The following is a 12,991-nucleotide window of genomic DNA, read 5'->3' as shown; positions in this document are numbered from 1 at the left end:
TTAGCTCCATAATTGAGGAGTTAGCAATAAGTAACGCTCCGACCTACAATAAGGACATTCTGAGCCAGCATTAATTGCAAATAGACTTATAAAGAATAATTTTTATAAGAACAATTAGTAATAAAGTTTCAAAAAGCCTCTTGATATACTTCAGTCAAAGTATCATGAAATCCCCATCCCATTCTTGATGTATTTTCCATAATCTTTCGACAACGCTGTTGAAAGATATCTTGTAAATTGGATTTGATAATAATTCCTACAGCCTGCTCATATACCCCTTCTATACTGAGATAGAAAGGCTCATCAATATCCCCATAAGCCTTGGTAAATTTGACTCCTTGCTCTACATAAAAAAGCATGACATCAATCAGAGCAGCATCGGTTTTACAGATTTTTTTGTAGTCAGAAATAGCTTTTTTAGCCACAGAAAGTCTAGCCTTACCCAATCCGCGAGTGGGAAAAAACTCCGATTCAATAATTTTTTTGTACTTAGTAGCAATTTCTTTATCTTCTTGGGGATAGAGCTTAATTTGGTAATAATCTTTCACTGATGGGAACTTCTTAAAGAGTTCGGCAATGTCCAAAATCAATTCTTCTTGAGAACAACTTTTGAGATATTGTTTGAGATGGGTGAGATTTATTTTTTGCTGTGTCATTTTATGCATCAGTCAGGTTCATGAGAATTGACAGATTCTACAAATAATTAACTCACTCATAAGCGTGAATTTGAAAAAATTAATTCTGGGTTATTCATCAAAGTTGATACTAAAATTAACTCCTAATACCTCTTCTATGCGCCGTAAAGTTTCGATTGGCAAAGCTTTTGTTTCTTCAGCTTCTATTTTGTACCAATTCATAGTTGTCATGGGAATTTGACGGCAGATTTCAGCTAAAGAGCGCTTATCGGCTTCTCTTGCTTGTCTAATTCTCTTTCCCAGACTGGGGATTTCTACATCTATCGTTCTTCTAACTTTCATTGATGCCTTAACCCTTCAACTCTCCTCAACTATAAATTGTCAGTTTATCTGAAATCATAAACCATAAGTTTATGGTTTATGGTAAGGTATCAAAGATATCAAACGATAGCGACTTTTCTTTGAAGATAGGGGGGTAGAAGTATGAGCGAGATGTCCAACATCTCCAGTGAGAGGAACCTGCTGCCCCCCAAGAGCGACTTAGAAGCCAACCAGACTACACCAGTTGAAGTAGTTAGTAGCTCCGAACTTACCACAGAAGAGTGGAGCGATCGCATATTTTTAGAAAGGCAAGTTGAACGAGCATTTTACGCAGCTGCTAAAGCATTGAAAGCACTACGAGATAGACGTTTGTACCGTTCGACTCACGCAACATTTGAAGATTACTGCCGTTCCCGGTTTGGCTTCACTCATCGCCATGTGAACTACTTGATAGCTGGTTCATTGGTGGTTGACAATCTCATGGGAACCAATGGTTCCCAAATTGAAAATTCAGATAAAACGGGAACCAATGGTTCCCAAGTTGAGAACTTAGATGAAATGGGAACCAATGGTTCCCAAATCGAGAATTCAGATGAAACGGGAACCAATGGTTCCCAAATCTTACCAACGAGCGAACGCCAAGTCAGACCTTTGGTTCCCTTAGAACCGGAACAACAACGTCAAGCTTGGCAAAAGGCAGTAGAACTTGCTGGTGGTAAAATTCCCTCTGGTCGTATTGTTCAGGATATTGTGGACAAAATTCGGGAAAGAACCAAAGTGCCGAATCCTTACCGCCTTGGGGAAGTATGTACTCTACTGCCCAAAGATAACCCAGAACTGAAAGGCAGGAGTGGTTGTTGGGGTGTCATCACTCATGTTGGGGATTATAGTTGCACTCTTGAGACTTGGGATGCTGAGTATACCGTGAAAATAGAACATCTCAAGTCCCTAGAACTGTTAGACAATGACTGCCAATTTATGCAACAACTGTGTGCGCGACTGCGGCGGCTGCATGAAATTGAAAACCGAGATATTGCAGTAGATTGGCTTTGCTTAGGGTTAGGGAAACAACCACTACCGTACCTTTCGCCGTTACAAGAAAAATTGCTGGCTGATGTGGAACAAGAGTACGGACTCCGTTAGAAATAAAAGTTACCCGATGCAAATATTGGCTGTGTCGTTGCTTTCTATAAAATAGTGCTGAGTGCCTACCTATTTAGCCAGCAAGAACTTTTCCTTTGCTAGTGGAAGTTTGTAGCGTCAATTCACTCAGTACCCGTGCTACTTCCGTGGGCTGGGATGTCAACTTGGCTTTCAGATGTGTTCGCAGAATCGCCAATCGCTGGTAATGACCATTCACCTTGTCTGCAATCCCTAAACGTCGGGCTGCGGTACGAATGCGAGGCTGGGGCAGTTTTTCTATTAAAAGCGTTAGGGATTCAGTGTCAATATTATCTGTTATGCTTGGCGCGGTGCTGTCAGCTACCACAATTGATAGAGATTCTGGATTATTTACAGGTTTATTAGAAGGTTGCGAAGTAGGTTTGTCTGCCACTTCCTCGTCGTTTACTTGGTATGCCGTGTTGTTTTGTCGCTGACCGCAAGCATTCCAAAGTTTTACTAAACCTGTAAACAAATCAAGTATCATCAGGGTTGCATATATGGTGGCGATCGCCAAAATCGCATTTTTCAAAAAATCTTGAATATCTTCCATTTTCCGTGTCTCCAGTAAAATTGCGTGAAGTGTGTGCTGGCTTTTTATAGTTCTTTCCCCATAGGAGTTGCAGATATTTCAACACCCCCAGCTACAAGCTAGAGGTGTTACTGATTCTAGAAATGCTCAAAAGTTGAGAATTGCGGTTGAAAGGCGATTTCTATCTGGTAGTCTCTGTCATGCCATCCAAGTAGATACCAGTAATTTTGTGAATACGATGGTGGTAAATTACAGGTACGGTCTGCCTCGCCTAACTCAAACCAATATAGTGTTAACCTATCGCGCTCCTGCATCAAAAAGTCAATTTCACGGTCGATGTCTGTGGTGATATAGGACATTTTATTGACTAATTCCTATTTAAATTTCATCCCTCAGCAGCGCGTAAGCGTTAAAAAGCAACCATTGGTATTTCACCATTGCACCAATTAGTTGCATATGAATTAAATTAACTCTAAACTTACTATATTTTGGCTATAATTAGCGACTAATATAAATAATTTCAGCCATCGAGAACCTAGTAAAATTTCCTGAATTTCATCTCCAGCAAATACAGGAATTTCCCACTCTTGAGCATCTATTATTACCCTACCAATATAAACATCAAATTCAGTTTCTCCTTGAGCAGTTCTTAATTTATTTTGACGCAAAAAAGACCAATCAAGACTTTGGACATCTTGTTTGTTCATAGCTAAAAATTCAGTGAATCCTGTATCTAACATTGTTTCTATAGGAAAACTGAAGTCATCCCCTCCAATTAAATCAATTTCAAAGTAAACTTGACCTTTATCTCCAAATCTCCCCTCAATCATATTCTGCCACTAACTCCGGTTTCGTTAATGCCAAAAATATGATGAATCACATGAGGATATTTTTCTCTGGCCATTTTACTTGCTACCTCTTGATCCCGATCAATAAAATAATCCCCACTATCAGGTTCAATGGCAATATACCAACCATAGTATTTATCTAGTATTTCTGGTTTTAAACGCTCAAAAATTACCCAACAACGCTCATAAAATGCCTGTCTTCTGGATTTTTCTTGAGCTTTTTGTGCTTCTGTCCATTGAATTTCCGGAAATACTCTCCCACGTCTGACAATTCTTTCGGGTGAAGAGTGTGTCATATTTTTGACCTCATGAAAATTTTGTGATTTTAAGAAGATTTTGGAAAGTTTTGGAAGCAGAAGTTGGACAAGTTGTAAGCGGAAATACTTATAACTTCGTTAAGGCATTAATCAAGCGATCGCTTTTTTTGGATAAAGAAAATGGACATAATAACAAAAATGGAAGAAGAACATGGACGCAAATCTATATAAATACTACTCAGATGCCAACTGTTCCCCTAACTTGTGGGATTTCTTACAAACTTTAGCGTAGCTTGCCGCCGAAGGCATCGCTATTACCAAAACCTTTAACCTTTAACTTGCATACAGGCATATAATTTTAACAGTTTAGTTTTCCTTTATATTATTTTTTGGACGTTTTTGTCAGGTAAAGATGGACAACCTGTCCAAAATCTTCTTCAAGTCACAAATTTATTGTCTATTTTTAATTATAAAATCCCAAATGGGAACCATTGGTTCCCAAATCTTACTAATGAGCGATCGCCAAGTTAGACCCTTGGTTCCAAAGAAACCAGTATTTCTGATGACAAAAACTGACCTACAAGCGTGGCTTGACCGCGATGATCATGAACTCGTTGATGCCATCAAATCAGAGATTCATGATCATGTTGCGAAACTTCATGCCCGTGGCGATCAATTTTATGGCTATGCGATATTACCTGGCGAATTTGACACAATTCATAATCTCGTTGTTGCCTTCAATCGTGAATCGGATATTGCTCCAGAGAATGTCACTGACAGCTACTATCGATTGCTTCCTTTAGCTTCTGGCACTCCGCTTGCAATGGAATGCCCAACTCCGCTGCCAGTGCCAATGCCTGCTGGCAATATTTCTGTGCTACCTTAACCTCACCTAGGGCTTGATGGATGTCTGCCAAATTTTTGAGTACCTCTGCTTCACCAGAGCGATCGTCAATATCTCGAAAAATCCTTAATGCCGCCTGATTATGAGTTAATGCCTCTGGATACTGTTTCAGTTTGAGTTGAGTCGTTCCCAGATTACCCAGGGCAGCGCCTTCACTTCGGCGATTACCAATCTCCTGTGCAATGATTAGGTTTTGTTGATGGCATTCGAGTGCCTGCTGATACTCTCCAAGACTGTAGTGAGCAAGTCCCAAATTGCCTAGAGCAAGACCTTCACTGTGGCGATCACCAATTTCCCGCATTATCGTTAGGTGTTGCCGATGGCATTCGAGCGCCTGCTGATACTCTCCAAGACTGTAGTGAGCAAGTCCCAAATTGCCTAGAGCACCGCCTTCATCCTGGCGATTATTAATTTCCTTCGCCATCGTTTGCCATTGCTGATAGAAGTCGATTGCCCGGTGATACTCTCCAAGGCTAAGGTAAGCATTCCCCAAACCACCCAAGGCACGTCCTTCACCCTGGTGATCGTTAATTTCTCGCGCAATGGTTAGGTGTTGTAGATAGAAATCGATTGCCTGCTGATACTTCCCAAAGCTAAAGTAAACATTCCCCAGATTGCCTACGGCCATGCTTTCACCTTGGCGATCTTCAACTTCTTTCGCTATCGTTTGCCATTGCTGATAGAAGTCGATTGCCCGCTGATATTGCCCAAGGCTAAAGTAAGTATTACCCAAACAGCCTAATGCAGTGCCTTCACCCTGGCGATCGCCATTTTCACAGGACAAACTCAAACTTTGTTCATAGTAATGAATTGCTTGTGAATAGCCCTGTTTTGTCACTCTGGCAGTAGTATAATAAGGTAAAAATGCTAGAACCAAGACACAGAGCATGGTACAGCCCCGTCCAGCCGCACCAACAGTCAAATTTGTGGACGAATATTGCCAGTGGTATAAAAGTCTGTTTCCAGATGTTAGGAGTTTCGAGGCTTTTAAATATCTCCATGTAGGCTGCATTTCTGATCTAAAACGTAAAACATTGCCAGAAATAGCAAAAATCGTAGGATTAGATAACCAGCAAGGGTTGCATCATTTTCTAACTACATCACCTTGGGATATAGAAAAGTTAAGAACCTTAAGGTTAGAGTTAATTTTACAAGTGCTAAAAGGTAGACCAATCATTTTAATTATTGATGAGACAGGGGATAAAAAGAAAGGGAGCAAGACAGATTATGTGAAACGGCAGTATATAGGAAATTTGGGAAAAACAGATAATGGAATTGTGGCAGTGACAGTATATGGTGTTTTCTGTGGGATGACATTTCCATTACTGTTTGAAGTGTATAAACCCAGGGAAAGATTACAGGCAGGAGATAAGTACCGCACTAAACCAGAAATAGCAGCAATACTGATAAAAAAGCTACAATCAATGGGTTTTAAATTCAACTTAGTACTTGCAGATAGCTTATATGGAGAGAGTGGTAAGAATTTCATATCTGTATTAGATGAACTAAACTTGAACTATATAGTAGCGATTCGGTCAAATCATTATGTAGAAATACTTCCACGACAACATATTCAATATTTAAAGTGGCAGAAGTTTCAAAGGGTATTCTCTGACTTGAGTCGGGAAAATCGATTTATTAGAGAAATTATTCCGGGAAAACGTGGAGAACTTAGATATTGGCAAATTACTACAGATCCAGAAAATTTGCCTGATAACACTACTTGGTATGTGATGAGTAAATATCCAGACATTACGCCAAGAGAAGTTGGAAATTTTTACGGTTTAAGAACTTGGGTCGAGTACGGGTTAAAACAAAGTAAGAATGAATTAGGTTGGTCAGATTTTCGCCTGACTCACTACCCAGATATTGAGCGATGGTGGGAAATTATTTGCAGTGCTTATTTAATGGTTAGTCTGCATTCGGAGCAACTGTTTCAGTCTCCATCACAACGAGAGTCAAAATTTGTTTCACATCCTTGGTGGGATAATGGAAATGGCTGGAAGAACATTCTTAACAATCTTCGTTTGATTATTCAACCTTTTACTTTATTTAATCTGATATATCCCTGGTTAACGGTTTTTCCTATTCCTCAATTAGCTTTGGGTTTTTTTAAACTTCAATCTATTATTTATAGCCTCACCAGTTCAATTTTTATATCCCTGATTCACCCTGATTTCTACTTTTCCTCTGCCTAGAGTGACAAAAGAGGGATAGATACATAGAAAGAAATAGGCATTACCCAATCCTCTGTTGCAAGTCACCTCGTCTAGGGCATTTAAATGCCCAATTAGCCTCTGATAACAATTCATCATCTCCCGATATTTGCTCCAGGTTTGAAGCTGCGATCCAATTTGCCGATCCAACAGAATGGTCTTCGCAGAATTCCAATCCTTTACCTCGCACAGATGGTGAAACGCTTCTAGGTAGTGGCGCACCTTCTCTAGATTAGTAGCATTTGGTGGTGGCTCATCCTCAACTGTCAGGTAGTATTCTACTGCTGTGTAATCCGCTAGTTGCTCAATCGGAATTTCATCCAAATTTATTTCCAATTTGGCAAAGAGTAGTTGACCAGGTGTTTGCGAATTACTTGTCATGCTGATTTCGCCTCATTCTTCAAGCGTTGTACCAACTGTTTATGGCGTTCTAGTGCCACACTGCGAACTAAATTGTGTTGTCCCAGGACACGCTTATTATTGTGGTTAACTGATTCCTCAGCCAAGAACCGATAGCATAGCTCTTCTAATGCTCTCTCTTGGCGCTCCCTGCTACACTGCTGATGTTCTAAACGCTTCACCAAGTTAGCCAACTGCATCAACCACCCTTCTTCTTGCACTGGAGCACGATATACTGAAGCAGCACAAATCAAAATGTACGCATCCTTAACCTGACTTTCCAAACGCTCAAAGACAGCTTTTAGTCGTTGCTTATTGACCTCTAATCGTACTTTTCGGGTCAGCTTATGTAATTTCCAATCGTCGTCTGCTCCCACTATTTTCTTAGCATCCGCCTCTGCTTCTGCTAGAGCATTTTCTACCTCTTCTATCTTGCTGCTGATATCATTCCAGTAAGCCTGGACATTCCCATTGAAAGACTCACAAATTTCCCCAATTATCACTCGTAAAACTAGGGGATGACCCTTGTAAGTTTTCCCAAGTCGCATCAGTAGAGGGCGATCTGGTGACTCCTCACTGACATCTAGCCCAGTTATCTCAAACAATGCCTCCTGCTCAGCTTCGTCTAATCCATATAAAACTTGGCGATGCCAGAAATTTTTGTACCGAGAGTCTACTAACTTAACTGGTAAATCTTGTGAAGTGACGATTAACCGACTTTGACAGGATTCTGCTGACAATAAGCTCAGAAAAAATTTTTCCCACCACTCGTCTACAAAATCACTCCAGCCGTCTTCTTCATTTCCTGTCAGCAGTTTCTCCAAAGAATCAATCAACACAAGTACCTGATTTTCGCGCAGATGTTTTACTAATCTCTGCAACAATTTTTCTGGCTTATTATCCTCTGTTGGAACTTTCTCTTCCCACTCCTCTAGCCACCTAGCAGCGACACTGGCAAAGTCTGTAGATTTGTCTTGGTAGTCAAAATTAGCTCGCTTGAATCTGTTCTTCCAGTCGCCACCGAACCAGTCTTGCATTTCTACTGCCAATTTTTCTGCTAACGCAGTTTTACCAATGCCCGTGAGTCCCAGCATTAGCAAAAGACGACACGACCCACGAAGCTTTGTACTTAGTTCGTTAACTAGCTGCTCTCGACCTACCCAAGCATCATCAAAGGCAAAAAACTCTGGTCTGGAATCTTGGAGAGTTGGGGTGTCATCGACAATGGCTTCCCAGTTATCTATCCCGACAGCTTTACAAATAGCAACAAATACATCTCCATCAATTGGTCTCCCTCGCCTAAACCTTTTCAGGGTTGCAACTGAAGTCTTAGCAGCGTCACACCAAGAAGCTGCTGTTGCGCTCCATCTTTTCTTTCTTCTTGCTTGATCAACTGTTTCTAAACCTTGTTTTGATGCTTTAAGAGTAACCGCCATAGGGTGCTTCTCGCTTGTATACACATTCCTAATGGGACTTAGACAAAAAGTAGCCATAAAAAACCCTCAAATGTATATATAGAGAGACTTTGACATCGATTTGCCTAGTTTCTTGATATATCTGGGTTTCAAGCATTTTTGAGGCTTTAGCGTATTTTCCTTGCCCTGTATGAATTTGAGGCTTGTTTATGCCTCAAAAATGTTTAAGTCCCGCTAAGTAACTACTGATCTAAGTTGCAGTTTTTCGGATTGTTGTGCCCATCGGATACATATACTTTACAGGAGTGATTTTGAGGTTCAATTTTGGCTCACTTTTGATAGCTTGCCCAAGATGAGCCGAAATAGGAGATTTTTCGCCCGTTTGGGTACGGCATTCTAAAAGTGTGGAAAGCGAAGTTAGCGCTAACAACCTTCTCCTTATACCAAACCAAAAATCCTCACGGGAGAAATACCATGCAATCTCGACTTGAACATTCAATCCAAACGAGCAAACCAACCATTATTGTACCAACTGATGTAGAACCAAATATACCCTCCCCTCAGTATTGGGGAACTGAAACAATCTTGGCAATAGCTATCTTAATTCGTGCATTTGCCTTATTAATTCAGACTCTAACTCCATTGATTAAAAAGCAAGTGTAATCCAAAAGTAGGGTTCTCAATCATAGTCGCTAACCTCGTGTTTAAAGTGTAGGGTAAGATGCCTGCCCTACTTTACTTTTTTGAAGGCATTGTATTAGTTAATGGAGAGCGATTTTTTCGGGGGGAGATGGGCAAAAATTAACCAAGGGATTTAAATATTAATCATCCCAAAGCCTTTGAAATTTTGTAGATCTAAGTTCGGTGTAACGAACAGTAAGTAAGTCGGTGGGAAAAAACAAAACTAAGTTAAGAAAAGTAAACAAAGCTATAACCCTCTTCCCTCCTGCCTTCTGCCACCTGCCTCCTGCCTTGTCATAGCAATAATTTTTAACACTGAGCTACTTATGCTGAATATTTTTATGCCCCAAATAACTCTGAATTGTTCGGATATCAATGCCTCGATTCGCCAAATAATAACCTGTTCCATGCCGCAGCATATGAGCATGAACTCTTAAAGGTAAACCAGCTAATTCACCAGATCGCTCAACAATGCCGGCGATCGTATCATGCGCCAACGGGCCACGTCGAGAAGACTGGAAAATATAGACTCTACGCCAAATCATGGGACTGATGCCCAAAATAAAAATATGAAGCTGGTAGATAACAAGTTGCTCAGAATTGGTCATTGGGTCATCTTCCCGCATTGCCATTCCCATCTCCCCCGAAAAAATCGCTCTCCTAGAGTAGGGACTGGGGACTAGGGGAATAATTCTGACTAATGCACATTAATTGACCGAATTAAAATGCTCATCACTTCCCCAGGATTGTTCGTTGGTAATAAGGGACTCCAATTACCTATATCTGCATAACCGAGTTGATGCAAAATACGAATTGTTGCCATTACAGCTTGGCTGGAGCCAATCAGCGTATGCTTAATTGTTTCTCGTTCTAGCTTTGCTGGGTAATTTGTTTGAAAGTTAGCAAGAGGTGGAATTTGGATGTTAGGATTTCCCAGAAAGCTTCGATAGTTTGATTGCATAGAATATTTCTCCTGCATTCGGGGTTTACTAAATTTGCGTTGCACTTAATTTCTTTGTCTATACCAAGGTTTAATCAGGAAAGTTATTTTCAAAATAACTCTGATGCTTTTGAGTTGTGAGTGGATTTACTAACTGAAAATATTCGCTTTCAAGTGAATTATTAGTTCTAAAATAAAGTCGAAATGAGCCATCACCATATTGTTTGATGTCTTTTTCATTGAAAATAATTTCTTGCCTTTGCAACCATTGGTATACAGTTGCGTGAAACTCAGCCAGAAACAAAGCTGGAAAATAAATTCTTCCTACTTTTGCTCCCGTTTTTATGTGAGTGAATATTTGAAATTGTGGTTTATCTAATACTTCTGCCATTGATAGCACCTTACATTCTGTTCTAAATTCTCTTGCCGTAAGGCTGTAAGGATTCAGCATCCAGGAGTCAGGAGTCAGAATTAAGAAGGAATCCAATACTTGTCGGTTAAGGGCAAAAGGGGAAGGGGAAAAGGGGAAAGAAAAAACCTTGAACCCTTACCCTTTCACCTTTTCCCCAAACCAAATTCCAAGTTGAAAATCCTTAACCGAGCAGTATTGAGAAGGAATCCAGTATATTTTGGAACTTGTCTTTTCCTAATTATTTAACTCTTCTAACTCCTGAATTCTGACTCCTGGGTCTGATGATTTTGAGAAGACAGATAAGAGTTCCTGCAATTAAATTGATACTGATTCGGTGTATTTAAGAAAATTCGAGATTTTCCAGTTTAAACCGTGAACGGGATCGACTACATTCGGTTTTGAGGATGCACCGTCGCATAATAAGCAAGTCTCGCATTGAATTCTGTCATCTTCGGTATGACGGCACAGAACTTCGCCTTGGCTCAAAGGAGCATCAGGAGCGATGATTCTGAAAGTCCTCCAACCCTGAATTTGTGCTAACTCCGCTTCAGCTTGGCTTTGCACCGAAGCCATTAAATATTTCTGCCAACGGCGATCGCACACTCGCCATTGGTGCGTGTAACCAGTGTATTTTTTCGATGCTAAAATGATTGGCTCCCAAACCTCAAACGGTACTGCTGTTGGGTCTCCATAAGAGCCAATTCTCACTGGATAGCGATATCGTTTCAAAACTTCTATTTCATTTGTACCCAGTTTGGGATAAGTACCAGCTTTGTATTTGCGGTAGATATTATTAACAGGTAATAGATTAACGTAGCAGCTACCGCTCTGACTCAATTTCAAGGGACAGTTCCCACAAATTCCCTGGTCTAAACCATTTCTTGCTGCTGACGTTGGCACGAATTCTTGCTGCAAAATCCAAGATTGAATCAATCTTCCAGTTTTGCGATTCGATGTAGGGTAAACAAATCCCGTCAAAATCAGGGCGATCGCAGAACCATCAATTAAAGAAGCTCCTGACCAAACAATATAGCTGTTTTGTAGCATATTGATAACAGCAGATAGTTGAATATTGATGAGTTGGCAAGTTGTGAAGCGAGTAATTCCGTAGACAGATAGCCACAAAAGTTTACTGATTAAAAGCGATGAGTTGAGGAGATAAATCGCTTTTAATAAAAATCCTCCAGTCGGGAATGATACTGGAGGATTTGAAATTGCTAATATGGATTATTGTGATTAGTAGTGAGTGCTATCTTCAATCGTCTCTGATTGGTAATGCATCTGATTGCGCTCGGCATATTCTTGTCTACGTTGCCAAGATATTTGATTTTGAACTATCAAATCTTCAAGGCTTTTACCAAATTTGCGATTTGCATATTCTAGTAATTGCTCTAGAGTGTATCGCTTTTCTTCAACATTACCAAAATCAGTAGTAAAGCGTTCTTTAAATTCATCCCAATCAAAAGTTTCTTTGAGAGAGCGTTTGGCAACAAGTCCACAAAGAGAACGGATAGAATAGTAAACTTTTGAGTAAACACGCTCGGAGTAATTGCTCACGGCATATTCACCTAATATTGAACCATCTATTGGTTGAATGGTAGGAGTAGAAGATTTGCGTGACGGCATAAATTGTTCCGTAAACTTCATTAACCAAATGGCGTAAGCCAATATATTTTCAGAAGTAGCAAATTGAAAGTAAGAAGTATTTTGAAAATTCCGACTTTCGACTTACTAAATTCAACTTAATCTTGTGAAGAATTTCCGCCCACAATTGAAACAGATTACCACCAAGCTGAATCATCGCAGTCAGCCATTAAATCTTTTCTTTCGCTACATATTTGATACTCAGCTTCTAGCTGTTGTAAGTCTGCATCAAGTGCGAGATTTTTCACCGCCAGCATTATTTCTGTTAGATGGGTTTCTTCACTTATACCCGTATAATAAAACTTGATGAACTTATCTGCTTTACCCATGAAGCTTTCAAGATGGGTAACAAATGTTTGTTCAAAATCTATTGCCTGAATCATGGTTGATTGCTTCTGAATACCTTCAGTTCTCTTCAGGCGTAAGCCAGATAAGGGAGAAGCAAAGCTGAAATAATCACTAGAACAGAAAGACTTAATGTTAATAAGAGCCAGATGGGAATAGCGCAAATTAATGTGTCTTTGGGTGAAAAATTAAAATATATTAGTTTAATTATGATTATAAATTCATTTGCCAAAATTATCTACGCTCGCGTTATGGTAAAAGTTGCTTGCTGGGTCGATATC

The 12,991-nt window shown here is 40.0% G+C and carries 18 protein-coding genes; 3 read left to right on the top strand and 15 right to left on the bottom strand.

The genetic code is table 11. The features are described 5' to 3' along the window. Positions 1-128 precede the first annotated feature (128 nt). Positions 129-656 (bottom strand): DUF6155 family protein, encoded by a 528-nt coding sequence (locus HG267_RS37845; RefSeq protein WP_081584128.1) that lies wholly within the window; start codon positions 654-656, stop codon positions 129-131. Between the two features lie 90 nt (positions 657-746). After that, positions 747-977 (bottom strand): helix-turn-helix domain-containing protein, encoded by a 231-nt coding sequence (locus HG267_RS37840; RefSeq protein WP_045873569.1) that lies wholly within the window; start codon positions 975-977, stop codon positions 747-749. A 150-nt stretch (positions 978-1,127) separates the two neighbouring features. Here HG267_RS37840 and HG267_RS37835 point away from each other — a divergent pair, with 150 nt between their 5' ends. Continuing rightward, positions 1,128-2,099 (top strand): hypothetical protein, encoded by a 972-nt coding sequence (locus tag HG267_RS37835; RefSeq protein WP_045873568.1) that lies wholly within the window; start codon positions 1,128-1,130, stop codon positions 2,097-2,099. Between the two features lie 73 nt (positions 2,100-2,172). Here HG267_RS37835 and HG267_RS37830 read toward each other — a convergent pair whose 3' ends face one another. From HG267_RS37830 to HG267_RS37810, 5 genes are all read right to left on the bottom strand, one after another. Further along, the gene (locus HG267_RS37830) at positions 2,173-2,670 is read right to left on the bottom strand and encodes a hypothetical protein (RefSeq protein ID WP_045873567.1); all 498 of its coding nucleotides are present in this window, start codon (positions 2,668-2,670) and stop codon (positions 2,173-2,175) included. A gap of 116 nt (positions 2,671-2,786) precedes the next feature. Continuing rightward, the gene (locus HG267_RS37825) at positions 2,787-3,008 is read right to left on the bottom strand and encodes a hypothetical protein (protein ID WP_155539573.1); all 222 of its coding nucleotides are present in this window, start codon (positions 3,006-3,008) and stop codon (positions 2,787-2,789) included. A gap of 102 nt (positions 3,009-3,110) precedes the next feature. Next, complete coding sequence (locus tag HG267_RS37820) at positions 3,111-3,479, bottom strand: aspartyl protease (RefSeq protein ID WP_045873566.1); 369 nt, start codon at positions 3,477-3,479, stop codon at positions 3,111-3,113. Continuing rightward, positions 3,476-3,793 (bottom strand): hypothetical protein, encoded by a 318-nt coding sequence (locus HG267_RS37815; RefSeq protein WP_045873565.1) that lies wholly within the window; start codon positions 3,791-3,793, stop codon positions 3,476-3,478. The genes HG267_RS37820 and HG267_RS37815 overlap by 4 nt, the downstream gene beginning before the upstream one ends. 731 nt (positions 3,794-4,524) lie before the next feature. Beyond that, positions 4,525-5,547: a tetratricopeptide repeat protein gene (locus HG267_RS37810; RefSeq protein ID WP_052335374.1), complete on the bottom strand. Its 1,023-nt coding sequence runs from the start codon at positions 5,545-5,547 to the stop codon at positions 4,525-4,527. On the opposite strand from HG267_RS37810, the gene HG267_RS37805 reads away from it, so the two are divergent. Beyond that, a complete protein-coding gene (locus HG267_RS37805; RefSeq protein ID WP_096621593.1) occupies positions 5,546-6,856 on the top strand; it encodes an IS701 family transposase in 1,311 nt (436 codons plus the stop codon). The genes HG267_RS37810 and HG267_RS37805 overlap by 2 nt on opposite strands. On the opposite strand, the gene HG267_RS37800 is transcribed toward HG267_RS37805, so the two are convergent. Continuing rightward, a complete protein-coding gene (locus tag HG267_RS37800) occupies positions 6,806-7,255 on the bottom strand; it encodes a hypothetical protein (RefSeq protein ID WP_052335373.1) in 450 nt (149 codons plus the stop codon). The genes HG267_RS37805 and HG267_RS37800 overlap by 51 nt on opposite strands. Beyond that, a complete protein-coding gene (locus HG267_RS37795; protein WP_045873563.1) occupies positions 7,252-8,709 on the bottom strand; it encodes an ATP-binding protein in 1,458 nt (485 codons plus the stop codon). The genes HG267_RS37800 and HG267_RS37795 overlap by 4 nt, the downstream gene beginning before the upstream one ends. Positions 8,710-9,162: 453 nt before the next feature. On the opposite strand from HG267_RS37795, the gene HG267_RS37790 reads away from it, so the two are divergent. Then, entirely contained in the window at positions 9,163-9,351 is a 189-nt protein-coding gene (locus tag HG267_RS37790; RefSeq protein ID WP_045873562.1) for a hypothetical protein, read from the top strand. 338 nt (positions 9,352-9,689) lie between these two features. Here HG267_RS37790 and HG267_RS41800 read toward each other — a convergent pair whose 3' ends face one another. From HG267_RS41800 to HG267_RS37760, 6 genes are all read right to left on the bottom strand, one after another. Further along, entirely contained in the window at positions 9,690-10,001 is a 312-nt protein-coding gene (locus HG267_RS41800) for a tyrosine-type recombinase/integrase (protein WP_304412436.1), read from the bottom strand. A 65-nt stretch (positions 10,002-10,066) separates the two neighbouring features. Next, the gene (locus HG267_RS37780; protein ID WP_045873561.1) at positions 10,067-10,330 is read right to left on the bottom strand and encodes a hypothetical protein; all 264 of its coding nucleotides are present in this window, start codon (positions 10,328-10,330) and stop codon (positions 10,067-10,069) included. Positions 10,331-10,400: 70 nt separating this feature from the next. Then, the gene (locus HG267_RS37775; RefSeq protein ID WP_045873560.1) at positions 10,401-10,700 is read right to left on the bottom strand and encodes a hypothetical protein; all 300 of its coding nucleotides are present in this window, start codon (positions 10,698-10,700) and stop codon (positions 10,401-10,403) included. Positions 10,701-11,036: 336 nt separating this feature from the next. Continuing rightward, the gene (locus HG267_RS37770; protein WP_045873655.1) at positions 11,037-11,768 is read right to left on the bottom strand and encodes a hypothetical protein; all 732 of its coding nucleotides are present in this window, start codon (positions 11,766-11,768) and stop codon (positions 11,037-11,039) included. Positions 11,769-11,957: 189 nt separating this feature from the next. Then, entirely contained in the window at positions 11,958-12,347 is a 390-nt protein-coding gene (locus HG267_RS37765; RefSeq protein ID WP_045873559.1) for a hypothetical protein, read from the bottom strand. A gap of 155 nt (positions 12,348-12,502) precedes the next feature. Next, positions 12,503-12,748: a hypothetical protein gene (locus tag HG267_RS37760; protein ID WP_045873558.1), complete on the bottom strand. Its 246-nt coding sequence runs from the start codon at positions 12,746-12,748 to the stop codon at positions 12,503-12,505. Positions 12,749-12,991: the final 243 nt, after the last annotated feature.

Origin of the sequence: Tolypothrix sp. PCC 7601 (assembly GCF_025677855.1) — a bacterium.
Taxonomy (GTDB): Bacteria; Cyanobacteriota; Cyanobacteriia; order Cyanobacteriales; family Nostocaceae; genus Aulosira; species Aulosira diplosiphon.
Note: the sequence above shows the minus strand (reverse complement) of the source record. Positions and strands in the feature narration are given on the sequence as shown.